Genomic DNA, 22,532 nt, shown 5'->3' on the forward strand with positions numbered 1-22,532 from the left:
GATGAATCCTTAATGTGAATGGGCGTGAGAATGATTGTGGGCGTCGCTGGCGTAAGCGCCCGCTTCCGGTTCAAACGGCAGGCTGGCGGAGGTTACCTCCAGCCCGAACTGGCGCAGCATGTCGTCGAGAACGTGGTCGTGGTGATAGCGCAGCTCGCCGGGCATGACCTGCAGCGGCACGTGGCGGTTGCCCAGGTGATAGCAGGCGCGGGCGAGCAGAAACGGATCGGCGCAGCGCACCACGGAAACCGACTCCGGGGCGGCGATCACTTCTATGACCTCGCTGCCGTCGTCGGTGGTTAGCAGGTCGCCCCCGCGCAGCAGCAGGCCGCGCGGCAGCATCAGCCCGGCTTCGCGACCGTCGTTCAGCGACACGAGGGCGCGGCTTTTCACCCGCACGTCAATCGGCAGCGTGACGCTGGCGGTGATCGGGTGCGCGTGGTCCAGGCGTTGGGTTAAGTAGATCATCTTCACTCCTCAAAACAGGAAATAGCGTTGCGCCATCGGCAGAACGTCGGCCGGTTCGCTGGTTATCAGTTTGCCGTCGACGCGCACCTCGTAGGTTTGCGAATCGACGGTGATATTCGGCTGCAGGGCGTTATGGATCATGTCCGCCTTTTTCACCGTCCGGCAGCCTTTCACCACCGCCGTGGCGCTTTGCAGGTTGAGCTGCTGCGGGATGCCGTTCGCACTGGCGGCCTGTGAGATAAACGTCAGGCGCGTGGCGTGGCGGGCGGCACCCATCGATCCAAACATCGGGCGGTAATGGACCGGCTGCGGCGTGGGGATCGAGGCGTTGATGTCGCCCATCGGCGCACAGGCGATCATCCCGCCCTTGACGATGGTGGCGGGCTTGACGCCGAAGAACGCCGGGGACCAGACCACCAGATCCGCCAGCTTGCCTGCCTCAACCGAACCGACCTCATGGGCGATGCCGTGGGTCAGCGCCGGGTTAATGGTGTATTTGGCGACATAGCGCTTCACGCGGAAGTTGTCGTTTTCGCCCGTCTCTTCCGGCAGCGCGCCGCGCTGAACCTTCATGCGGTGCGCCACCTGCCAGGTGCGGATAATCACTTCCCCGACGCGGCCCATGGCCTGTGAATCTGACGAGGTAAGCGAGAACGCGCCGATATCGTGCAGCACGTCTTCAGCGGCGATGGTCTCCCGGCGAATGCGGGATTCGGCAAAGGCCACGTCCTCGGCGATATCCGGGTCAAGGTGATGGCAAACCATCAGCATGTCGAGATGCTCGTCGATGGTGTTCACCGTGTAGGGAAGGGTCGGGTTGGTGGAGGAGGGCAGTATATTCGGGTGCGCGCAGGCGGTGATGATATCCGGCGCGTGGCCGCCGCCCGCCCCTTCGGTGTGGAAGGTGTGGATGGTGCGCCCGGCAATAGCCGCCAGCGTGTCTTCGACAAACCCGGACTCGTTCAGCGTGTCGCTGTGCAGCGCCACCTGAATATCCATCTCTTCGGCCACCTCCAGCGAGCAGTTAATCGCCGCGGGCGTCGCGCCCCAGTCTTCGTGGATCTTCAGCCCGATGGCGCCGGCGGCGATCTGCTCGCGCAGGGCGTCCGGGTTGGAGCCGTTACCTTTGCCGAGCAGGCCAATATTCACCGGCAGCGTATCGGCGGCCTGCAGCATGCGGGCGATATACCACGGCCCCGGCGTGCAGGTGGTGGCGTTGGTGCCCGCCGCCGGTCCGGTGCCGCCGCCGATCATGGTGGTGACGCCGGAGACCAGCGCCTCTTCCGCCTGCTGGGGGCAGATCCAGTGGATGTGAGTGTCGATCCCGCCGGCGGTGACGATCTTCCCCTCGGCGGCAATCACTTCCGTCGCGGCGCCGATCGGGATCGTGACGCCGGGCTGAATGTCCGGGTTCCCGGCTTTGCCGACGGCGAAGATCCGCCCGTTCTTCACGCCGATATCGGCCTTCACGATCCCCCAGTGATCGACGATCAGCGCGTTGGTGAGAACCAGATCCACACAGTCTTTTGCGGTCATCTGCCCCTGACCCATGCCGTCGCGGATCACCTTCCCGCCGCCGAACTTGACCTCTTCGCCGTAGACCGTGAGATCGTCTTCCACTTCGATCCACAGCTCGCTGTCCGCCAGCCGCACCTTGTCCCCGGTGGTTGGGCCGAACATGTCGGCATACGCCCGGCGTGAAATGTCAGCCATGTTTCACCTCGCCCATTACCTCGCCGCGAAAGCCGAAAATGCGTTGCGCGCCCGTGACCTGAACCAGCGTCACTTCCCGCTTCTGCCCCGGCTCGAAGCGCACGGCGGTGCCCGCCGGGATGTTCAGCCGGTAGCCTTTGGTGGCTTCCCGGTTAAACTTCAGCGCCGGGTTGACCTCGTAGAAGTGGTAGTGCGAGCCGACCTGGATCGGCCTGTCGCCGTGGTTTTCGACAACGACGCTTTGGGTTTCACGCCCGACGTTGATCGCAATAGTGCCGGGCTGGATCTGGTATTCACCTGGGATCATCACGCGCTCCTTACACGATCGGGTTGTGGACGGTGACGAGCTTGGAGCCGTCCGGGAAGGTGGCTTCCACCTGAATATCCGGGATCATCTCCGGCACGCCCTCCATCACCTGATCCCGCGTCAGGACGTGGCGGCCCGCCTCCATCAGCGAGGCGACGGTTTCGCCATCACGCGCGCCTTCCATAATAAAGGCGCTGATCAACGCGATCGATTCCGGGTAGTTGAGCTTTACCCCGCGCGCAAGGCGGCGTTCGGCAACCAGCGCGGCGGTGAACAGCAACAGCTTGTCTTTTTCTCTGGGGGTCAGTTCCATAATGGTTCTCTTATGTCTGCCAGATACGCGGCGAACAGGCGGTTTTGGTAGTGAGAAGCGGGCGAAGCGACTGCCAGATGTCGCGCATCGCCCGCTGGCAAATCAGGTTGTCGTGGGCGAGAAAACGCACCGACAGCAGATCGTCGGTGAGCGTTGCCCCCGCAAAATGGCCCAGAGGCGCGAGCAGCGCGCGCGCCGTGTCGAGATGTTCTTCCCGGGCCGGATAGAACAGCAGGGTGCCGATCCACGGGTGTCCGGCAACGGGCGTGAGATCGCCGTCGCTGAGGTGCTGACGCTCAATCAGGCGCGGTTCGTCATCCACCCACACCTCAAGGCGGCTCTCCAGCATGCCGTGGCTGAAGGTTTCGTTTATTACCGGGCGGCCCAGGCAGTACAGCTCCCACGCCAGCAGCGTGCTGGATGCCTTCAGGTGGAAGACGGAACGCAGCGCGGCGTTCGCGCCGGGAAAGATAATGGTGTCCTGCGGCAGCCACTCCAGCGTAGCGTTTTCATCAAGATAAAAGTGCTGGCTCAGACGCGCCTGCGGGCCGCTGCTGCGGTAGAACTTGCTGGCGCCAGGCATGGTGATAAGCGCGTGGCTTTTGGTGTCGAGCCGAACGGAAATGTCCAGCGTATCGCCCCCCACAACGCCGCCGGGCGGGTGCAGCAGGTAAAGGTGGCACGTTTCCCCTTCAGGGTAAAACGGCCGCTGAACGGTAAGCGGCCCGACGTGATGCGCGGAACGCAGGAGGGTTTTCTCAGGGGCGTGACAAAACTGCAGGGCAAGCGACGCCTGCCAGCCTTTATACGTATTATCAGTGACCTGAGCTGCTAACATGCTGCTTCCATCTGCGCATCATCGGGGTCGTTTCAGTATGCCCTGGCGGAAATGAAGGCTGTCATATGAGTCGCTTATGGATAGAGGAAATAAAAAAGCACGGCCCGGGGCCGTGCTCAGCGTGAAGCATGAGGATCCTATTTCAGGTGGTCATGCAATGCTGCACCTGCCTGCTCAAGGGCGACTTTAACCGTTGGCTCCTGGCTCAGCGGGTTAAGCAGGCCGTAATCGTGGATCATGCCGTTATAGCGCGTGACGGTCACCGGGACGCCAGCCGCATCCAGTTTACGCCCGAATGCTTCACCTTCATCCCGCAGAACGTCCAGCTCAGCTGTCTGAATCAGCGTCTCCGGGAAGCCTTTCAACTGTGCAGTGCTGGCGCGAAGCGGAGAGGCAAGGATATTGTTGCGATCGGCAGCGCTGGTGGTGTAGTTATCCCAGAACCATTTCATCATGTTTTTTGACAGGAAATAGCCGTTCTCGAACTGGTGATAGGAAGCCGTATCAAAGCTGGCGTCCGTCACTGGCCAGAGCATCACGTTGTAGCGAATTTTTGGCCCATTGAACTGTTTGGCCTGCAACGCCACGGAGGCCACCATGTTGCCGCCCACGCTGTTACCAACCAGGCCCAGACGGCTGCCGTCCACGCCAATTTCCTGGCCGTGCTCGGCGACCCATTTTGTCGCTTCATAGGCCTGATTGATTGCCACCGGGAAATGGGCCTCAGGTGACGGTGTGTAGTCAACGTAAACCGCCGCGGCACCTGATGCGCGAACCAGATCGCGGATTAAACGTTCGTGGGTTGGAAAATCACCCAACACCCAACCGCCACCGTGGAAGAACATAAATACCGGGAGCGTACCGGCAGCATGTTCAGGCTTCACAATTTTAAGGGCGATCGTCTGGCCATTGACCTGGATCGTTTTTTCAGTCACCTGAGCGGGCGGCAGTTTTGCACCTTGCTGTGCGCCAATAAGTACCTGGCGGGCCTCCTGCGGGGTCATCTGTTCCATCGGTTTCCCTTTGCCCGCATTCAGGACATCAAGAAATGCCTGTACGCCTGCTGTCGGGGCTGGAGTATTGGTGGTTTGAGCGGATGCCGCGGCTGACGCGAAGACGGAAGAAACAAGGATGGCGGTTAATGTTTTCATGGTAGTACCCCTTTTAACGTGTTTGATCGGATAACTAAGTAGTGCGCTACTTAGTTGCTGATATAATACTTGCGTGCAAGATACTTTTAGTCAAACATTATTTATAATTTTTTTTAGACAACAGATTCAGGGTTGAAAGAAAAATGAAAGAAAACAAAACGCTAGATGATTTATTGTGCTTCTCGCTGTACTCGGTCACCAATGCGTTCGTGCGCCAGTATCGCCCCCTGCTGCAGGAGATGGATCTGACCTATCCGCAATTTGTTGTTTTGATGGCGCTTTATGAAAAAGACAACATCCCGCTTCGCGATCTCAGCGATAAAACCTATTTTGATTCAGGCACGTTGACCCCGCTGGTTCAGAAGCTTGAGGCAAAAGGGTTTCTCAACCGTATCGCGGTTTTGGGGGATGAAAGGATGAAAAATGTCGTATTGACCGATAAGGCGAACGAACTGAAAAAGCAGGTGATGGCGCTGCCGGACCAGATTCGCTGCAGCATGCGGATGAATGATGATGAGCTGGAAATGCTAAAAAAACTCTCCCGAACGCTGCTGGAGGATTTATAAGCGCACTTCGGTGGGGGGGAACCCACCGAAGCGATGTGTCGTTACCGGTAGTCCTCCGCATCCACGTCATAGCCGGACGGCTCCCAGCGGATCGCCAGCAATGACGCCAGGCCGATAAACGGCGCCAGCGCAATCACCCAGAACACGGCGGTGTCGAGCGACGCGACCAGCAGCGGGAACAGGAACAGCGACAGCGTGGAGCTGCTGCGCATCAGCGTCTGGTTGAGACCCACGCCCACGCCGCGCAGGGAGGTCGGGTAGCTCAGCGAGGCAAACGTCATGGTATGCGCGCCCGGGCCAAATCCCTGACCGAACAGGAACAGCGCCAGCATCGCCACGGCAAGCACCCCTTCAGAGGCACCTTCCGGTCGGCCAATCAGCGCCAGCCCTAGCAGCGCCACAAGCTGGCAGGCGTAACCCGCCAGCGACATCCGCCACGCGCCGAAGCGCGGCACGTAGCGCACCGCCAGTAATCCGCCGACAAACGCAAACAGCAGGTTAAGCGCCAGCGAGATCAGAATGGTGGTCAGCATCGACTGCACAAAGAAGCTTGAAATAATCACCGGCAGGCCAAAGGCCACGGCGTTATAGGCGAACGAGGAGACGACGGACAGCAGCGTGGCGAGCGTGGTACGCCGCAGGTATATGCCGCGGAACAGGTTCAGATAGTTCGACCATTTGGCTTTATTCACGACAGGCGCTGGCTGGGTGAGCGCATCCTGCGGGACGTGGGCGTTAATATTGTACGACTGCCGCAAAATGGACGCCGCCTCTTTCAGGTTGCCCTGATTCGCCGCCCAAACCGGCGATTCGCTCATGTAGCGGCTGCGGATGGCGATAATCACCAGTGCGGGCACCGCGCCAAAGCCGAGAATCAAACGCCACAGCCAGTCGCTGTGGCTTTCCGGCAGCACGGCGTAGAAGAACAGCACCAGCAGGTAGGAAACGCTGATGGCCGCATACCAGGTGGGACACCACATCGCGACGCTGGAGGCCTTATTGCCCGGACCTTTGAGCCTGGCGAACTCGCTCAGGAACGCCATCGCCACGGGAAGGTCGATCCCCACGCCGAGCCCCATCACAAAGCGCGCGCCCGCCAGCACATATTCGTTCGGGGCCAGCGCGCAGGCGATAGCGGCCACCACGAAGAATACCATATCAGCCATAAACACGCGGTAGCGCCCGATTTTATCCGTGAGATAGCCGCCGAGCAGCGCCCCGACGATGGCACCAAAGGTAATCGCCGAGGCCACCATGCCGGTACCGGCGGGCGTCAGGTTAAATTCGCGGGTGATGTCTTTAATGCCGAACGCCAGCGCCCCCAGATCGTAGGCATCGAGGAAAATCCCGCCCAGCGCGATACCCACCACGATCCGGGCGTTGGCCCGGCCCTGTGAGCCGTCGTTTACGAGACGGGATACGTCCGATGCGCTGCGCACCCACTTGATGTCGCCATCCGGGGCGCTTCCTGCCGTTGAAAGGGGAGTTGTATCTGTGATTTCTGCCATTTTCTTTTTGTGTGGTTGTGTTGTGTCTCTAACAGTTACCACAGGCAGAAGGTGACCAAAATCACATTTGGTTATAAGGCATAACGAACGCTTTATTTAGCGTCTTTCTTCTTACGCTTGAGCTTCGTCCAGATCTTGGTTTCCTGACGACGCCACAGGCGCTGAATATTGTCGTGATGACGCAGCAGGATCAGGCAGGAGAGCATCGACACCGGGAAGGTGAACTGGGGTTTGAACCACCAGACGTAGAACGGGGCGATCAGCGCGCTGACGATGGCCCCCAGCGACGAATAGCCGCTCAGCAGAATGGTCAGCAGCCAGGTCCCGGCCATGACGCCGGTTAAGTCCCAACCGATGGGCGCAATGGCACCAAAGGCGGTCGCCACCCCTTTGCCGCCTTTAAAGCCAAAGAAAACGGGCCAGATATGACCGACGCAGGCGGCGATGGCGATAAGACCGAGCCAGAACGGCGTGACGCCCAGCGCATAGGCGCCCCAGACGGGCAGCATCCCTTTCAGAACATCAAAAATCAAAACCGCTACGGCTGCTCCCTTGCCGCCAATTCGAAGCACGTTGGTCGCTCCCGGATTCCCGGAACCACTTTCACGCGGGTCAGGTAACCCGGCAATGCGGCAGACCAGAATGGCGCTGGAGATTGAGCCGCAAAGATAGGCGAGGAGGATCATTCCAGGCGCGATTGCACTCATAACGCTGTTCCGTTTTGAAAATGTATCTGTATTCTCAGCATCTGTGGATAATACGCATAATTCGCCGGAAGTGGTATCCGGTTTAGCCAAAAAGCAGGCAGGTCGTGATGGATATTGTATTTATAGAGCAACTTTCGGTAATCACCACAATTGGTGTTTACGACTGGGAACAGACCATCGAGCAGAAACTGGTGTTCGATATCGAAATGGGATGGGATAACCGCAAATCGGCAAAAAGCGATGACGTGAATGACTGTCTGAGCTATGCCGACATCAGCGAAGCGGTGATCGGCCACGTGGAAGGGCAGCGTTTTGCGCTGGTGGAACGCGTGGCGGAAGAGGTGGCGGACCTGCTGCTGACCAAATTCAACTCACCGTGGGTACGCATCAAGCTGAGCAAGCCGGGGGCGGTGGCGCGCGCAGCCAACGTGGGCGTGATTATCGAGCGTGGCACAAATCTGAAAGGGAAGATTTAACGTCATAATAGCTAAACCATTTTAGGTTATATCGGTCTTAAGGCTGTATCTTTCACGGTGGTCCGCGTGGACACCGTTTTTTATATCTTTTTTTAGGGGTTTATAGATGAGCGATATGCACTCGCTGCTGGTGGCGGCAATTCTGGGTGTGGTCGAAGGATTGACGGAGTTTTTGCCGGTTTCCAGTACGGGCCATATGATTATCGTTGGCCATCTGCTGGGCTTTGAAGGCGATACCGCAAAGACGTTTGAGGTGGTGATTCAGCTGGGCTCTATCCTGGCGGTGGTGGTAATGTTCTGGCGTCGCCTGTTTGGCCTGATCGGCATCCATTTTGGCCGCCTGCCGCAGCGTGAAGGAGAGGGCAAGGGCCGCCTGACGCTGATTCACATCCTGCTCGGGATGATCCCGGCGGTGGTGCTGGGGCTGGTCTTCCACGACACGATTAAATCGCTGTTTAACCCGATTAACGTCATGTACGCGCTGGTGGTGGGGGGCTTCCTGCTGATTGCCGCCGAAGTGCTGAAGCCAAAAGTCCCGCGTGCGGAAGGCCTGGACGATATGACCTACCGTCAGGCGTTTATCATTGGCTGCTTCCAGTGTCTGGCGCTGTGGCCGGGCTTCTCTCGTTCAGGTGCGACCATTTCAGGCGGGATGCTGATGGGCGTGAGCCGTTACGCGGCGTCTGAGTTCTCGTTCCTGCTGGCGGTGCCGATGATGATGGGCGCCACCGCGCTGGACCTTTACAAAAGCATTGGCTTCCTGACCACAGGCGATATTCCGATGTTCGCCGTGGGCTTTATCACCGCCTTTATCGTGGCGCTGATTGCCATCAAAACCTTCCTGCAGCTGATCAAGCGTATCTCGTTCATTCCGTTCGCAATTTACCGCTTTATCGTTGCCGCTGCGGTGTACGTGGTCTTCTTCTGATGACGGGTTGCCCTCACTCTTTCGGCTGAGGGCAACGCTTTTCCTTCCACGCGGTAACCGCGTCAATTCGCCGTTTGGTCAGCTCCTCGCGAATCTCCGGGCCTTTAAATCCTGCCTCAACCACGTCTTTCGTTGGCACCGCTTTTGCGACTTCCCACGCTTCGCGCAGCAAGCGCCCCTGCGGGTAATCGGACGCTTCAAACCCGGTGCGGCCGCGAACGTCGGCTTCGCTGGTGAGCGCAATCTGCTCCACGCGCTGCGGCTTGCGCCAGGCGTCGATATTATCGAACAGCTTCACGATGGTGGCGGGCTTCAGGATCGGGAAGGTATGGATCAGGTCGTGGAACTCGGCGACCAGCTTTGCCAGATCGCGGATGTCATTCGGCACGCGCAGGCGCTGGCAGAGCCCGTCAACCAGCTTTACGCCCGCCGGACCGTGCCCGTGATGGCGCGGCCAGAACTCTTTCGGCGTTAAGCCTTTGCCGAGATCGTGGCACAGGGTGGAAAAGCGTACGTCCACCTCAGGGCTGAGCATGGCGGCCATGCTCAGGGTCATCAGCGTGTGCACGCCGGTATCAATTTCCGGGTGCCATTTCGCCGGCGCGGGGACGCCAAACAGCGCGTCGATTTCCGGGAACAGCACCTTCAGCGCGCCGCAGTCGCGCAGGACCTGGAAAAAGACCTGCGGGTTGCGGGTGGTGAGGGCATTTTCCGTCTCTTTCCAGACGCGCTCCGGCGTCAGGTGTTCCAGCTCGCCCGCCTCGGTCATGGCCGTCATCAACGCCATCGTCTCATCCGCAATACGGAAGCTCAGATGGGCGTAACGCGCGGCAAAGCGCGCCACGCGCAGCACGCGGAGCGGATCTTCAGAAAATGCCGGGGAGACGTGACGTAAAAGACGGTCGCGCAGGTCATCCTGCCCGCCGTAGGCGTCGATGATATGACCGTTTTTGTCCTGGGCCAGGGCGTTAATGGTGAGATCGCGGCGCAGCAAATCCTGCTCCAGCGTCACATCCGGCGCGGCGTAGCAGGTGAAGCCCGTATAGCCGGAACCGGATTTCCGCTCGGTACGCGCCAGGGCGTACTCTTCCCGGCTTTTCGGGTGCAGAAACACGGGAAAATCGCGGCCTACCTGCTGGTAGCCCGCGTCGAGCATCTCTTCCGGGGTGGCGCCCACCACCACCCAGTCTTTATCTTTGACCGGCAGACCTAACAACGCATCACGTACCGCACCACCGACCAGATAACTCTTCACGCCCAACTCTCCCGTTTTCTCTTTTCCAGAATGATACGTAAGTCTGGCAGAGAAGACGAATTAGTTCATCCAGCGATCTTTACGCTTACGGCTTGGGATCAGATGTGGCAGAACCAGACCCAGCACCAGACCAACGCCCAGCACGCCGCCGCCATACATAAACCACTGCATGATAATGGTGCGCTGTTTGTCATCAAGCTGCAGGTTCGCGGCGTTCACTTTTTTCTGCGCGACGATCAGCTCGTTTTTGAGCTTCTGATTCTCTTCTTTCAGACCGTTGATCACGCCGTCGCTCTGCGCCACTTTCTGCTGCATTTCGGCGGTGCGCTGGTTCCAGGTCCCGTCGATGTTGTTCAGCTTGTCGGTCAGGGTCTTCACCTGGTTTTCCAGATCCGGCACGCGGGTGCGCAGGCTTGGCACGGTGCTCAGCTCTTTCATCGGGATCCAGGAGGTACGGCCGGAACTGTCGCGAACCTGACCGTAATTGGTCTCCGCGTTGGTCTGTAACAGGGTGACTTCCTCGCCGGCATTCACCGTGCCCACGAGGCGATAATTATCTCCGGGGCCACTGCGTACCCAGGTATTCAGTTCGTCAGAAACGTAACGCTTCTCTTCAGCGTGCACTGCGGTTGCGGCGCTAAAAGCGAGTAAAGTAAGTCCAATCAGGCGTAATTTAAGCATCATTAGTCGTTATTTTCATAAAAAGTGGAACGATAGTAGTGGCAACAGTGTCTCTACGCAAAGCATTCATCAGCAATCAGAATCATCTGTGTCACGACTCTACACATTTACGCCCGACAAATTGCTCATTGCATGGCAATTTGGCGCAAAATACTATGTACTGACAAACAAATGGCGAGGAAGTTCGCCCTCATTGACGCGTCTGTGACGCCCGCAAAAGTACAAGGCTATGGCTCAGGAAATCGAATTAAAATTTATCGTCGAAAAAGACAGCGTTGACGCGCTCCGTCAGCATCTGAATACCCTCTCCGGCGAGCACCATGAACCCGTACAGTTGCTCAACATCTACTACGAAACGCCGGACAACTGGCTGCGCAACCACGATATGGGGCTGCGCATCCGCGGCGCGAACGGACGCTACGAGATGACGATGAAAATCGCCGGCCGCGTGGTCGGCGGTTTGCATCTGCGCCCGGAATACAATATCGACATCAGTAAGCCAGAACTTGAGCTGGAACGTTTCCCGGCGGAAGTCTGGCCGGAAGGCGAACTGCCCGCCACGCTGGCAGGGCAGGTGCAGCCGCTTTTCAGCACCGATTTCGCTCGCGAGAAATGGCTGGTGACGGAAGGCAAGAGCCGCATTGAAATCGCGCTGGATTTAGGCGAGGTGAAGGCGGGTGAGTTCCAGGAACCGATCTGCGAGCTGGAGCTGGAACTGCTGGAAGGGGATGCGAGCGACGTGCTGAAGCTGGCGCGCAAGCTGGTGAGCCAGCCGGGTTTACGCCAGGGCAGCCTGAGCAAAGCGGCGCGCGGCTACCACCTGGCTGCAGGAAATGCGCCACGCGCGCTGAGAGAGACCCCGATTCTTCGCGTCGTCCCGAAATCCAGCATTGAGCAGGGCATGGAAGCGGCGCTGGAACTTGCGCTCTCTCAGTGGCAGTACCATGAGGAGCTGTGGGCGCGTAACGTGAAAAATGCCAGGAAACAGGTGCTGGCCGCTATTGGTCTGGTGCGTCATACCCTGACGCTGTTTGGCGGTATCGTTCCACGTAAAGCTAGCGCTCACTTACGCGATCTGCTGACCCAGACCGAAACGCTGCTGCTTTCCGACGTATCGGCGCAAACCGCGCTTTACAGCCCGCAAAATGCCGCGGCAAAACTGGCCATGACCGAGTTTCTGGTGACGCGCGGCTGGCGCGCCTTCCTTGATGCAAAAGCGCAGACCAAAATCGCGGACAACTTTAAACGCTTCGCGGATATCCATCTTTCCCGCCACGCCGCCGAGCTGAGAACCACCTTCGCGCATCCGCTGGGTGACAAGTATGGCGACCAGCTTCCCCGCCTGGCGCGTAACATCGACAGCATGTTGCTGCTGTCCGGTGCGTACGAGGGCGTGAAGGCGCAGGCCTGGCTGGAGAACTGGCAGGGACTTAAGCATGCCATTGAGACCCGTCAGCAGATTGAGATCGAGCATTTCCGCAACGAAGCCATCTCACAGGATCCGTACTGGCTGCACAGCGGAAAACGTTAATTCTGGCAAGGAACCCCTGATATGCCGCTTTCTTCGCAGTTACAGCAGCACTGGCAGACCGTTTGCGAACGTCTGCCCGAGTCGTTACCCGCGTCATCGTTAAGCGAGCAGGCGAAAAGCGTGCTTACGTTCAGTGATTTTGTGCAGGAGAGCGTCAGCGCCAATCCGGACTGGCTGGCCGAGCTGGAAAGCGCGCCGCCGCAGGCTGACGAGTGGCGGCACTATGCCGGCTGGCTGCAAACCGCGCTGGCAGAGGTGGCAGATGAAGCCACGCTGATGCGCGTTCTGCGTCAGTTCCGCCGCCGGGTGATGGTGCGCATTGCCTGGGCGCAGGCGCTGGAGCTGGTGAGTGAAGAGAGCACCTTGCAGCAGCTGAGCGAGCTGGCGCAGACGCTGATTGTCGCCGCGCGGGACTGGCTCTACGCCGCCTGCTGTAAAGAGTGGGGCACGCCGTGCAGCGAAGAAGGGGTTCCGCAGCCGCTGTTGATTCTGGGGATGGGCAAGCTGGGCGGCTGCGAGCTGAACTTCTCCTCGGATATCGACCTGATCTTTGCCTGGCCGGAGAACGGCTCCACGCGAGGCGGTCGTCGCGAGCTGGATAACGCCCAGTTCTTTACCCGGCTCGGGCAGCGTCTGATTAAGGCGCTGGACCAGCCGACGCAGGACGGCTTTGTTTACCGCGTGGACATGCGCCTGCGCCCGTTTGGCGACAGCGGCCCGCTGGTGCTGAGCTTCGCCGCGCTTGAAGATTATTACCAGGAGCAGGGGCGCGACTGGGAACGCTACGCGATGGTCAAAGCGCGGATCATGGGCGACAGCGACGACGCTTACGCCAACGAGCTGCGCGCCATGCTGCGCCCGTTTGTGTTCCGCCGCTACATTGACTTCAGCGTGATCCAGTCCCTGCGCAATATGAAAGGGATGATCGCCCGCGAGGTGCGCCGTCGCGGCCTGAAGGACAACATCAAGCTTGGCGCGGGCGGCATCCGCGAAATCGAATTTATCGTTCAGGTCTTCCAGCTGATCCGCGGCGGGCGCGAGCCGTCGCTGCAGTCCCGCTCGCTGCTGCCGACGCTGAGCGCCATTGAGCAGCTGCATCTGCTGCCGGACGGCGACGCGCAAACCCTGCGCGAGGCCTATCTGTTCCTGCGCCGCCTGGAAAATCTGCTGCAAAGCATCAACGACGAACAGACCCAGACCCTGCCGGGCGATGACCTTAACCGGGCGCGCCTGGCCTGGGGCATGCGCGTGGACGGCTGGTCAACGTTGACTGAACGGCTGGATGCCCATATGGCAGGCGTTCGCCGCATCTTTAACGATTTGATCGGCGACGACGAAAGCGAATCGCCGGACGATGCGCTCTCCGAGCACTGGCGCGAGCTGTGGCAGGACGCGCTTCAGGAAGATGACACCACGCCGGTACTGGCGCACCTAAGCGACGACGCCCGCCACCGCGTGGTGGCTTTAATTGCCGATTTCCGTCTCGAACTGAACAAGCGCGCCATTGGGCCGCGCGGTCGTCAGGTGCTGGATCACCTGATGCCGCACCTGCTGAGCGAGGTCTGTTCGCGCGAGGATGCGCCGGTGCCGCTTTCGCGCATGATGCCGCTGCTGAGCGGGATCATCACCCGTACTACCTATCTTGAGCTGCTAAGCGAGTTTCCGGGGGCGCTGAAGCACCTGATTTCCCTCTGCGCCGCGTCGCCGATGGTGGCCAACAAGCTGGCGCGCTACCCGCTGCTGCTGGACGAACTGCTCGACCCGAACACGCTCTATCAGCCGACGGCGACGGACGCCTATCGCGACGAGCTGCGTCAGTACCTGCTGCGCGTGCCGGAAGAGGACGAAGAGCAGCAGCTGGAGGCGCTGCGTCAGTTTAAGCAGGCTCAGATGCTGCGCGTGGCGGCAGCGGATATCGCCGGTACGCTGCCGGTGATGAAAGTGAGCGATCACTTAACCTGGCTGGCGGAAGCGATTATCGATGCGGTTGTCCATCAGGCGTGGGTGCAGATGGTGGCGCGCTACGGCCAGCCGAAACACCTGGCCGACCGTGAGGGGCGAGGGTTCGCCGTGGTCGGTTACGGCAAGCTGGGCGGCTGGGAGCTGGGCTACAGCTCCGATCTGGATTTAATTTTCCTGCACGACTGCCCGGCGGACGTGATGACCGACGGCGAGCGCGAGATTGACGGGCGTCAGTTCTATCTGCGCCTGGCCCAGCGCATCATGCACCTGTTCAGCACCCGCACCTCGTCAGGCATTCTGTACGAAGTGGACGCGCGCCTGCGCCCGTCCGGCGCGGCGGGCATGCTGGTCACCTCGACGGACGCGTTTGCCGATTACCAGAAGAATGAAGCCTGGACGTGGGAGCATCAGGCGCTGGTGCGCGCTCGCGTGGTGTATGGCGATCCGCAGCTTCACGCCCGGTTCGATGCCATTCGCAAGGCCGTCATGACCACCCTTCGCGAGGGCAGCACGCTGCAAACCGAGGTGCGGGAGATGCGCGAGAAAATGCGCGCCCATCTCGGAAATAAACACCGCGATCGCTTTGATATCAAAGCCGATGAAGGCGGAATTACCGATATTGAATTTATCACTCAGTACCTGGTGCTGCTGCACGCCCACGACAAGCCGAAGCTGACCCGCTGGTCCGATAACGTGCGCATTCTGGAGCTGCTGGCGCAAAACGACATTATGGACGAGCAGGAGGCGCAGGCCTTAACCCGCGCCTACACCACGCTGCGCGATGAACTTCATCACCTGGCGTTGCAGGAGCAGCCGGGCCATGTGGCGCTGGCGTGTTTCGCTGAAGAACGCGCGCAGGTCACCACAAGCTGGCAGAAGTGGCTGGTGGAACCGTGCGTAACAAAACAAGTGTGATATTATCGCGCGCAAATTGTGAATCTTTCTGGAGTCAGGAATGAAAGTAACACTGCCAGAGTTTGAACGTGCTGGAGTAATGGTTGTCGGGGATGTGATGCTGGATCGCTACTGGTATGGGCCTACCAGCCGCATCTCTCCGGAAGCGCCGGTACCGGTGGTTAAGGTCGACACCATTGAAGAGCGTCCCGGCGGCGCGGCAAACGTGGCGATGAACATTGCCTCTCTGGGCGCGCACTCGCGTCTGGTGGGCCTGACCGGTATCGACGATGCGGCGCGCGCGCTGAGCAAGTCGCTGGCGGACGTGAACGTGAAGTGCGACTTCGTTTCTGTTCCGACCCACCCAACGATTACGAAACTGCGCGTGCTGTCGCGCAACCAGCAACTGATCCGCCTCGATTTTGAAGAAGGCTTTGAAGGCGTTGATCCTGAGCCGCTGCACGAGCGCATCAATCAGGCGCTGGGGAATATTGGCGCGCTGGTGCTGTCTGACTACGCCAAAGGCGCGCTGGCGAGCGTGCAAACGATGATTCAGCTGGCGCGCAAAGCCAGCGTACCGGTGCTGATCGACCCAAAAGGCACCGATTTTGAACGCTATCGCGGCGCGACGCTGCTGACGCCGAACCTCTCCGAGTTTGAAGCGGTGGCGGGCAAGTGCAAAACCGAAGAAGAACTGGTTGAGCGCGGCATGAAAATCATCGCTGATTTCGAGCTGTCCGCGCTGCTGGTGACCCGCTCCGAGCAGGGGATGACGCTGCTGCAGCCGGGCAAAGCGCCGCTGCATATGCCAACCCAGGCGCAGGAAGTGTACGACGTGACCGGTGCCGGCGATACGGTGATCGGCGTGCTGGCGGCGACGCTGGCAGCGGGTAATTCCCTGGAAGAGGCGTGCTACTTCGCTAACGCCGCGGCGGGCGTGGTGGTGGGTAAACTGGGTACTTCAACCGTTTCGCCAATCGAGCTGGAAAACGCGGTGCGCGGCCGCGCCGACACCGGTTTTGGGGTGATGACCGAAGACGAGCTGAAGGTGGCCGTCGCCGCCGCGCGCAAGCGTGGTGAAAAAGTGGTGATGACCAACGGCGTGTTCGACATCCTGCACGCGGGCCACGTGTCGTATCTGGCGAACGCGCGCAAGCTGGGCGATCGCCTCATTGTGGCAGTGAACAGCGATGCGTCGACCAAACGCCTGAAGGGCGAAACGCGTCCGGTGAACCCGCTCGAGCAACGTATGATTGTGCTTGGCGCGCTGGAAGCGGTGGACTGGGTGGTGTCGTTTGAAGAAGATACCCCGCAGCGCCTGATTGCCGGCATTCTGCCAGACCTGCTGGTGAAGGGCGGGGATTACAAGCCGGAGCAGATCGCGGGCAGCGAAGAGGTCTGGGCCAACGGCGGCGAGGTGATGGTGCTCAACTTCGAGGACGGGTGCTCAACCACCAACATCATCAAGAAGATCCAGAAAGACAGTCAGTAAAAAACGGGCCAGTTGGCCCGTTCGTTTTTCTCCCTCTCCCTGTGGGAGAGGGCTGGGGTGAGGGCATCAGGCCGCAGTTATGCCTGGTCGTCCACCGGTGGAATAGCCGGTGCCGGCTTCACTTCTTCCGGCGCATTACGGTTTTCCAGCTCGCTCAGACGCTGTTCCAGCAGCGCCAGCTTCTCGCGGGTGCGCAGCAGAACCTGGGTCTGCACGTCGAACTCTTCGCGGCTGACTAAATCAAGGCGAACCAGCTGCGCCTGCAGCGTCTGGCGGATTTTCTTCTCAACGTCATCACCAAATTCACGAATGCCTTTCGGCATGGACTCATGAACCTGACGCGCGATCTGCTCAATTTTTTTCGGGTCAATCATAATGGCTTCCCTTGATAAGTCGGTGTTGATGAACATTGTAGCGCGTCATGACCCAGGATAAAGCAGATTTGTTTGAAGCTTATGCATTGCCCAGGTTAATCAATAGCGTTATAGTTATCTCGCTTATTCTCAGGGCGGGGCGAAATTCCCCACCGGCGGTAAATCAGCTTAACGCTGAAAGCCCGCGAGCGCTTTGGGTGAATTCTCAAAGGTCAGCAGATCCGGTGTAATTCCGGGGCCGACGGTTAAAGTCCGGATGGGAGAGAGTAACGATCCAGTCGGGCATGGCCCGCTCACGTTATTTTTTTGCCGCTTGTACGGCGCTCCTAAGACTGCCCTGATTCTGGTAACCATAAAGTTAATGAGGTTTTATTACCATGAATCAGACGCTACTTTCCTCTTTTGGCACTTCAATTCAACGTGTTGAACATGCACTGGATGCACTGCGCGAAGGCCGCGGTGTGATGGTGCTTGACGATGAAAACCGTGAAAACGAAGGCGACATGATTTTTGCCGCCGAAAACATGACCGTTGAGCAGATGGCGCTGACTATTCGTCACGGCAGCGGCATCGTATGCCTGTGTATTAACGAAGACCGCCGCCAGCAGCTCGATCTGCCGATGATGGTTGAAAACAACACCAGCGCCTTCGGGACCGGTTTTACCGTGACCATTGAAGCGGCGCACGGCGTGACTACCGGCGTGTCGGCGGCTGACCGTCTGACGACCGTACGTGCAGCGATTGCCGATAACGCAAAACCATCCGATCTCCACCGTCCAGGCCACGTTTTCCCGCTGCGTGCGCAGCCGGGCGGCGTGCTGACCCGTGGTGGCCACACCGAAGCGACCATCGACCTGGTGACGCTGGCTGGCTTCAAACCGGCTGGCGTGCTGTGCGAACTCACCAACGATGACGGCACCATGGCGCGCGCGCCGGAGTGCATCACCTTTGCCCGTCTGCACAACATGCCGGTGGTGACGATTGAAGATCTGGTGGAGTATCGCCAGGCGCACGAGCGCAAAGCCAGCTGAAATTGCTGATGTGAAAAAGCCGGGGAAACCCGGCTTTTTTGTCTCTAGTGGTAGTTAATTTTAAACAGCACCACGGTTTCAAACGGGCCGGACTGGATCGCTTTTCCTTCTACGGGTGATAGCTCTGCGGTGTAATCCTGCTGATATTGCAGCGTGCTGCCCGTAAAATCGGCATATTCTTCATAGTGGTTGAAGGTATAAGGCTGAGCGCCATTGAGTATCCGCAACTTCAGGCCATTTCCAATGAGTAATGCCGTGTCCTCAGCGGTGAGCGATTCCGTAGTATAAAACGACGAATCCATTTTGAACCCATCTGAACATTGGGCATCCTGCACCTTGGTCGTTTTCACCGAAAACGTTCGTTTACGCGTCTGCTGATTCACAATATCGCGGGCGCTGAAGGTGCCAAAGTCGATCTCCTGATTCTCCGGGAAAATACTGAAGGTCGCCCCACAGTCCAGCACGGTGATGTTTTGCAGCCCGTTAATGTGGTACTTCAGGTTTTTCGCGTCCGACATCTGGTTCACGCCGCCTTTTCCGTCAAACTGAACGACGATGTAATCGGTCAGCGAGCTGACGTAGCCGTGGGGCGGCATCGCTTTGATTTTTACGTATAAGCGCAGACGAGCAACAAAAGTGCGCGAGGTATGGATATCGTCCGGGTTACCGGAGCAGATAAGGTTTTCCCAGCCCATCTGCCGGATCTGCGCCGGGGTATAAATTGTGATGTTTTGGTTGTCCAGACACTGGCGGGTATCGACGCCGTTAGGCTGGCCTGTTGCATCGTAATCCATCCCTTCATAGGTCACGCCAAGCTCATAATAGGGATCCGATGCGGCAGGGTAAGGGTTCACCCAGGCGAAAACATCTTCCTGTTCAAAACCGCCGACAACGTTGTGGTCGCACGTTACCGGGATTTTAATGTCATCCGACTCCCAGATTTTTTCTCCCACCTGCGCATTGCTGGGGATAGCAAACGGCGAGATCGTTTTGGTCTCCTCAACGGGGCCACCGGAACCGCCCAGATAGCAGTCGAGGGCCAGCGCCTCTTTTAACGGCAACGTAGAAACCAGCAAAATAAACAGGACGTTAGCGAGCTTTCGCATCTTTTTCGATCTTCCGTTCGCTGAGCGTGCACTGCGCCTTTCCTGCGCACTGCACGTCGACTTTTTTCAGGGCACCGTAGTCGTCGATATAGCCGATGCTGTAATAATTCCCGTGGTAGCCGCCAGTGGAGGTCGTCGCCGTCGCGAAGGGGGCAAGCATCAGGCTGTCGAAGCCCGGCAGCATGGTTTTGGCATTCTTACTGAGCCATGCCAGGGTGATGTAGTACGGCGTCGGGTTATGTATAGTCAGCCCTTTCGCGGTGGCTGAAATTTCCATCCGCATTTCCGCCTGCTCGCCGGGCTTTTTGGTAATCGCTTTAGGACGCCAGAACAGTTTGATCCTGCTCTGCATCGCCACCTGCATGACGCTGCGCTCTTCGCTGGCGCTGGCACTTTTTGGCGGCACTTCGCGCAGGTTGAAATAGAACAGGGATTCCCTGTCTTTCGGCAACTGGCCGGTGGCCGCTTGCTTAACGATCCTGACCTGGGACGCGGAACCCGCTTCGATGCGTTGAATCGGAGGCAGCGCCATAAAGTGCGTATCTTCCTTACGGCCTTCCTCATCTTCAATCCAGGAGAGCGCCAGATAGGGCAGCGCTTTGCTCTGGTTTTCAATCTTCAGGCTGCTGGCCTTGTCGCTTTCCGGAAAAACTATGCGCGTGCGGTCCAGGTTAACGGCTGCGTGGCTGGCAAAGGCGGTGCCGATCAACATCAGGCACAGGCTTTTAAGTGGGGTGAATTTCATCATGGTTTCTTACTGACATGGCAGTATCAACTGCATACTGTTTTCAAGGTGTGAAGGTAACGCGAAGCGACACTGCTGATTGTCCCCCCACGTTACGCGGAACTGTTGTTCTGGCTCTACGGCGCCCAGCCAGACGTGGCCATCATCGGCGACCATTCCAATCTGTCGGTCGTTTTCCAGCAGACGAACAACTGCGCCCAGCGGTGGCGTGCCGGACGGGGTGCGTAAGATGCCTGTGATATCGTTGCCCGCGCGGGTGGCAATCTGACGGAACCCGATAGCCCCCTCTGTCCAGGTTGAGGTCACGACGCGGGTGTCCACGTCTACGCCATCGGGCAGATTGTTCATATTGACCTGCACGCTGGAGGGCGAATAGCTGGAAATCGACGGTAAAACGCCGATGCCAAACCGGTTGGTTTCATCCCGCGACATGTTCAGCGGGATGTTGCCTACGCCGTCGGTACTGACCATCACGCGCGGCTCGTTACCGTAGCTGCGACGGTGCAGCGCAGCGCCTTTGGCCGTTGAGGTGAAGGAGCCATTCCAGCTGGCGCTCAGGGAGTTGTATTCATTAGCCTTATAACTCCCGGAGATATTCAGATCGCCATAAGGGGAATAATGCTGATAGTTGCCGCTTACCTGCGCGCCGGCATCTGACTTCTCGCTCTCGGTGCCTGCGGAAACGCCCCAGGTATTATTGCGATCGGAGGTGTCATACCACGAAACGTTCTGGCTCAGGCTGTCGCTGTTGCGCAGGTCATAATTCAGACGATGATCGGGATCGAGCGGGACGCTCAGTGAGAGGTAGAACTGCGTATCGTCGTCTTCGTCCTCATAGTGCGTTTTACTCCACGACACGGTAATGCCCAGGTTTTTCCAGCGACCGATGTCAAAGTTATAGCCCGCGGTAACGCTGCCCGTCGTGGAGGGCGAATCGTCCCACCAGGTCTGGCGCAGCATGTTGACATAGAGGTTGAGCGATAACGCCGAAATGTACTGGCTGGCCGTCACGCTGAGCGTCTGCTTCTCAGACTGGCGGTCACCGTTGTCATCATCCAGAAAACGGGCGTAGCTCAGGAACTGCGGATCGGAGTAGCGATAGCTGGCAAGCGTAAGCTGGCTGCCGGTGGTATCGAAACGCTTACTGTAGTTAAAGCGGTAGCTGTAACCTGTTTGGCTGGCCTGATGAGGCAGCTGGCTGGTTGCCTGGGTCACGTCAAATGAGAGGGCGCCCAGGTACTCCATGTTTAGCCCGATCCCGGCGGCAACGGAGCGGTAACGATCGCCATCGGCGAGCGTGCCGCCATAAAGGGAGGTTTGTGACAGCATGCCCCAGGAGAATTCACCGCTCATAAAGGCGTTATCTTCAACGTCATGAGAGGCATCTTTCCGCGCTTTGCCGGTCGCCAGCTTATAGCGAACCTGACCTTTGCGCGTTAAAAACGGCACCGATTCTGCAGAGACCTGGAAGGTGCTGACGCGCCCGTCTTCTTCCGTCACTTTGACGTCCAGCGTGCCCTGTACCGACTGGTTAAGATCCTGAATTACAAACGGCCCAGGCGGAACTTTACTTTGATAGATCACGCGATCGGCCAGGCTGACCGTAAGCGTAGCGTTGGTTTGCGCTATCCCGGTAATTTGTGGTGCGTAGCCCCGCAGGGACCAAGGCAGCATGCGTTCATCGCTGATCAGGGAGGCGCCGGTATAGGTAAACGCATCAAAAATGGCGGACTGAAAATCCGTTTCGCCCAGGGTCAATTTCGCCCCGAGTGAAGGCAAGGGGCGGAACATGTAAACACGAGAAAAGCGCCCGTCATGCTCAGAACCGGCGTCGGTATGGGTTTGCGTGTACTGAAAATCGCTGCGCAGCCGCCACGCACCCAAATTGGCGCCGGCGGTCCCGTATGTGTTGGCGTTATCCGAGGATGAGCCATTATTGGGCTGGTAATGGCTGGCGAACAGGTTGTAATCCAGCATTACGCCAGGGACGCCGTTATCCCATGTGGAGGGCGGCATCCAGTCTGCTGCGCGGTACTGTAGCCATGCCTGCGGAACGGTAACCTTCAGCGTTTGGGTTGCTTGCTCGAACTTAAAGGTAATATCGGGTCTGGAGGCGAAATCAAGGCATCCGTCTTTTTCGGGTAAGGCGTTACGAATATCATCTTTGAGCGCAAAGGAATCAGCCAGTTCAGGCGGAATACACACCTGAACTGAATGATTGATCTCTTTCCAGTTAAGCTGCCAGCCGTTAGCCAGTGGGACGTCATTAATGGAAACAGTAACAAAATAGCTTCCGGGGATGACGGCAATTTCATCTTTAAAGAGAGAAAGATCGACGCTGCCTCGCTGGTCTTTATCAATAGCATTGATATTAAACTCAGTGGCAGAAGTGAGTTTCGTCATTAACAGGGACGCTATGATGATTATTGATTGTAATTTATATGTCATCATCCTGTTACTCAAAATAATATTGCTAACCGACTGGC

Annotated in this window: 21 protein-coding genes and 1 riboswitch; of the genes, 7 read left to right on the top strand and 14 right to left on the bottom strand. The window is 58.4% G+C overall.

From position 1 onward, the window contains the following. Positions 1-9 precede the first annotated feature (9 nt). From ureE to USG84_RS17055, 6 genes are all read right to left on the bottom strand, one after another. Complete coding sequence (ureE, locus tag USG84_RS17030) at positions 10-468, bottom strand: urease accessory protein UreE (protein WP_253543309.1); 459 nt, start codon at positions 466-468, stop codon at positions 10-12. Between the two features lie 9 nt (positions 469-477). Then, a complete protein-coding gene (gene ureC / locus USG84_RS17035) occupies positions 478-2,181 on the bottom strand; it encodes an urease subunit alpha (protein WP_253543308.1) in 1,704 nt (567 codons plus the stop codon). Further along, the gene (locus USG84_RS17040; protein ID WP_061097024.1) at positions 2,174-2,488 is read right to left on the bottom strand and encodes an urease subunit beta; all 315 of its coding nucleotides are present in this window, start codon (positions 2,486-2,488) and stop codon (positions 2,174-2,176) included. Before USG84_RS17040 ends, ureC begins: the two co-directional genes overlap by 8 nt. A 10-nt stretch (positions 2,489-2,498) precedes the next feature. Beyond that, on the bottom strand, positions 2,499-2,801 hold the full coding sequence (locus tag USG84_RS17045; protein ID WP_023309221.1) for an urease subunit gamma: 303 nt from the start codon (positions 2,799-2,801) through the stop codon (positions 2,499-2,501). A 10-nt stretch (positions 2,802-2,811) separates the two neighbouring features. Continuing rightward, positions 2,812-3,639, bottom strand: coding sequence for an urease accessory protein UreD (locus USG84_RS17050; protein WP_253543307.1), 828 nt, complete (start codon positions 3,637-3,639; stop codon positions 2,812-2,814). Positions 3,640-3,776: 137 nt separating this feature from the next. Then, a complete protein-coding gene (locus USG84_RS17055; RefSeq protein WP_061097026.1) occupies positions 3,777-4,790 on the bottom strand; it encodes an alpha/beta hydrolase in 1,014 nt (337 codons plus the stop codon). Positions 4,791-4,933: 143 nt separating this feature from the next. Between USG84_RS17055 and USG84_RS17060 the strand changes: the two genes are divergently transcribed. Beyond that, the gene (locus USG84_RS17060; protein WP_151414043.1) at positions 4,934-5,356 is read left to right on the top strand and encodes a MarR family winged helix-turn-helix transcriptional regulator; all 423 of its coding nucleotides are present in this window, start codon (positions 4,934-4,936) and stop codon (positions 5,354-5,356) included. Between the two features lie 41 nt (positions 5,357-5,397). On the opposite strand, the gene USG84_RS17065 is transcribed toward USG84_RS17060, so the two are convergent. Together USG84_RS17065 and plsY are read right to left on the bottom strand one after the other, a co-directional pair. Further along, the gene (locus USG84_RS17065; RefSeq protein ID WP_151414044.1) at positions 5,398-6,864 is read right to left on the bottom strand and encodes an MFS transporter; all 1,467 of its coding nucleotides are present in this window, start codon (positions 6,862-6,864) and stop codon (positions 5,398-5,400) included. Positions 6,865-6,956: 92 nt separating this feature from the next. Further along, on the bottom strand, positions 6,957-7,571 hold the full coding sequence (gene plsY, locus USG84_RS17070; RefSeq protein WP_061097029.1) for a glycerol-3-phosphate 1-O-acyltransferase PlsY: 615 nt from the start codon (positions 7,569-7,571) through the stop codon (positions 6,957-6,959). Between the two features lie 107 nt (positions 7,572-7,678). On the opposite strand from plsY, the gene folB reads away from it, so the two are divergent. Then, entirely contained in the window at positions 7,679-8,047 is a 369-nt protein-coding gene (folB, locus tag USG84_RS17075) for a bifunctional dihydroneopterin aldolase/7,8-dihydroneopterin epimerase (protein ID WP_028014460.1), read from the top strand. 106 nt (positions 8,048-8,153) lie between these two features. Then, entirely contained in the window at positions 8,154-8,975 is an 822-nt protein-coding gene (gene bacA / locus USG84_RS17080) for an undecaprenyl-diphosphate phosphatase (RefSeq protein WP_028014459.1), read from the top strand. A 13-nt stretch (positions 8,976-8,988) separates the two neighbouring features. On the opposite strand, the gene USG84_RS17085 is transcribed toward bacA, so the two are convergent. Both USG84_RS17085 and USG84_RS17090 read right to left on the bottom strand, forming a co-directional pair. Continuing rightward, positions 8,989-10,230, bottom strand: coding sequence for a multifunctional CCA addition/repair protein (locus tag USG84_RS17085; RefSeq protein ID WP_320738386.1), 1,242 nt, complete (start codon positions 10,228-10,230; stop codon positions 8,989-8,991). A gap of 60 nt (positions 10,231-10,290) precedes the next feature. Next, positions 10,291-10,911: a TIGR04211 family SH3 domain-containing protein gene (locus tag USG84_RS17090; protein ID WP_028014457.1), complete on the bottom strand. Its 621-nt coding sequence runs from the start codon at positions 10,909-10,911 to the stop codon at positions 10,291-10,293. A 229-nt stretch (positions 10,912-11,140) separates the two neighbouring features. On the opposite strand from USG84_RS17090, the gene USG84_RS17095 reads away from it, so the two are divergent. Genes USG84_RS17095 through hldE form a run of 3 tightly spaced genes read left to right on the top strand, consistent with a single transcriptional unit; the run spans position 11,141 to position 16,790 of the window. After that, positions 11,141-12,442, top strand: a complete 1,302-nt coding sequence (locus USG84_RS17095) for an inorganic triphosphatase (RefSeq protein ID WP_151414045.1) — start codon at positions 11,141-11,143, stop codon at positions 12,440-12,442. Positions 12,443-12,463: 21 nt separating this feature from the next. Then, positions 12,464-15,319 carry a bifunctional [glutamate--ammonia ligase]-adenylyl-L-tyrosine phosphorylase/[glutamate--ammonia-ligase] adenylyltransferase gene (glnE, locus tag USG84_RS17100; RefSeq protein WP_253543306.1) on the top strand — a complete coding sequence of 952 codons (2,856 nt, stop codon included), beginning with the start codon at positions 12,464-12,466 and terminating at the stop codon, positions 15,317-15,319. A gap of 40 nt (positions 15,320-15,359) precedes the next feature. Then, on the top strand, positions 15,360-16,790 hold the full coding sequence (gene hldE / locus USG84_RS17105; protein ID WP_003862540.1) for a bifunctional D-glycero-beta-D-manno-heptose-7-phosphate kinase/D-glycero-beta-D-manno-heptose 1-phosphate adenylyltransferase HldE: 1,431 nt from the start codon (positions 15,360-15,362) through the stop codon (positions 16,788-16,790). Positions 16,791-16,867: 77 nt separating this feature from the next. Here the strand turns inward: hldE and ubiK are convergent, their stop codons facing one another. Continuing rightward, positions 16,868-17,164, bottom strand: coding sequence for a ubiquinone biosynthesis accessory factor UbiK (ubiK, locus tag USG84_RS17110; RefSeq protein WP_045371366.1), 297 nt, complete (start codon positions 17,162-17,164; stop codon positions 16,868-16,870). A gap of 121 nt (positions 17,165-17,285) precedes the next feature. Continuing rightward, a riboswitch (FMN riboswitch) is annotated at positions 17,286-17,436 on the top strand. 105 nt (positions 17,437-17,541) lie between these two features. Here ubiK and ribB point away from each other — a divergent pair. After that, positions 17,542-18,195 carry a 3,4-dihydroxy-2-butanone-4-phosphate synthase gene (ribB, locus tag USG84_RS17115; RefSeq protein WP_253543305.1) on the top strand — a complete coding sequence of 218 codons (654 nt, stop codon included), beginning with the start codon at positions 17,542-17,544 and terminating at the stop codon, positions 18,193-18,195. A 44-nt stretch (positions 18,196-18,239) separates the two neighbouring features. Here the strand turns inward: ribB and USG84_RS17120 are convergent, their stop codons facing one another. Genes USG84_RS17120 through USG84_RS17130 form a run of 3 tightly spaced genes read right to left on the bottom strand, consistent with a single transcriptional unit; the run spans position 18,240 to position 22,497 of the window. Then, positions 18,240-19,301, bottom strand: coding sequence for a type 1 fimbrial protein (locus USG84_RS17120; protein ID WP_151414046.1), 1,062 nt, complete (start codon positions 19,299-19,301; stop codon positions 18,240-18,242). After that, positions 19,285-20,046, bottom strand: coding sequence for a molecular chaperone (locus USG84_RS17125; RefSeq protein ID WP_320738393.1), 762 nt, complete (start codon positions 20,044-20,046; stop codon positions 19,285-19,287). Before USG84_RS17125 ends, USG84_RS17120 begins: the two co-directional genes overlap by 17 nt. 9 nt (positions 20,047-20,055) lie before the next feature. Then, positions 20,056-22,497, bottom strand: a complete 2,442-nt coding sequence (locus USG84_RS17130) for a fimbria/pilus outer membrane usher protein (RefSeq protein ID WP_414146791.1) — start codon at positions 22,495-22,497, stop codon at positions 20,056-20,058. Positions 22,498-22,532: the final 35 nt, after the last annotated feature.

Source organism: Enterobacter sp. 168J2, from assembly GCF_034107265.1.
GTDB classification, from domain to species: domain Bacteria; phylum Pseudomonadota; class Gammaproteobacteria; order Enterobacterales; family Enterobacteriaceae; genus Enterobacter; species Enterobacter nematophilus.

Coding starts and splice junctions, on each gene's coding strand:
- ureE (WP_253543309.1), bottom strand. CDS start 468: ATGATCTACTTAACCCAACGCCTGGACCACGCGCACCCGATCACCGCC.
- ureC (WP_253543308.1), bottom strand. CDS start 2,181: ATGGCTGACATTTCACGCCGGGCGTATGCCGACATGTTCGGCCCAACC.
- USG84_RS17040 (WP_061097024.1), bottom strand. CDS start 2,488: ATGATCCCAGGTGAATACCAGATCCAGCCCGGCACTATTGCGATCAAC.
- USG84_RS17045 (WP_023309221.1), bottom strand. CDS start 2,801: ATGGAACTGACCCCCAGAGAAAAAGACAAGCTGTTGCTGTTCACCGCC.
- USG84_RS17050 (WP_253543307.1), bottom strand. CDS start 3,639: ATGTTAGCAGCTCAGGTCACTGATAATACGTATAAAGGCTGGCAGGCG.
- USG84_RS17055 (WP_061097026.1), bottom strand. CDS start 4,790: ATGAAAACATTAACCGCCATCCTTGTTTCTTCCGTCTTCGCGTCAGCC.
- USG84_RS17060 (WP_151414043.1), top strand. CDS start 4,934: ATGAAAGAAAACAAAACGCTAGATGATTTATTGTGCTTCTCGCTGTAC.
- USG84_RS17065 (WP_151414044.1), bottom strand. CDS start 6,864: ATGGCAGAAATCACAGATACAACTCCCCTTTCAACGGCAGGAAGCGCC.
- plsY (WP_061097029.1), bottom strand. CDS start 7,571: ATGAGTGCAATCGCGCCTGGAATGATCCTCCTCGCCTATCTTTGCGGC.
- folB (WP_028014460.1), top strand. CDS start 7,679: ATGGATATTGTATTTATAGAGCAACTTTCGGTAATCACCACAATTGGT.
- bacA (WP_028014459.1), top strand. CDS start 8,154: ATGAGCGATATGCACTCGCTGCTGGTGGCGGCAATTCTGGGTGTGGTC.
- USG84_RS17090 (WP_028014457.1), bottom strand. CDS start 10,911: ATGCTTAAATTACGCCTGATTGGACTTACTTTACTCGCTTTTAGCGCC.
- USG84_RS17095 (WP_151414045.1), top strand. CDS start 11,141: ATGGCTCAGGAAATCGAATTAAAATTTATCGTCGAAAAAGACAGCGTT.
- glnE (WP_253543306.1), top strand. CDS start 12,464: ATGCCGCTTTCTTCGCAGTTACAGCAGCACTGGCAGACCGTTTGCGAA.
- hldE (WP_003862540.1), top strand. CDS start 15,360: ATGAAAGTAACACTGCCAGAGTTTGAACGTGCTGGAGTAATGGTTGTC.
- ubiK (WP_045371366.1), bottom strand. CDS start 17,164: ATGATTGACCCGAAAAAAATTGAGCAGATCGCGCGTCAGGTTCATGAG.
- ribB (WP_253543305.1), top strand. CDS start 17,542: ATGAATCAGACGCTACTTTCCTCTTTTGGCACTTCAATTCAACGTGTT.
- USG84_RS17120 (WP_151414046.1), bottom strand. CDS start 19,301: ATGCGAAAGCTCGCTAACGTCCTGTTTATTTTGCTGGTTTCTACGTTG.
- USG84_RS17125 (WP_320738393.1), bottom strand. CDS start 20,046: ATGAAATTCACCCCACTTAAAAGCCTGTGCCTGATGTTGATCGGCACC.
- USG84_RS17130 (WP_414146791.1), bottom strand. CDS start 22,497: ATGATGACATATAAATTACAATCAATAATCATCATAGCGTCCCTGTTA.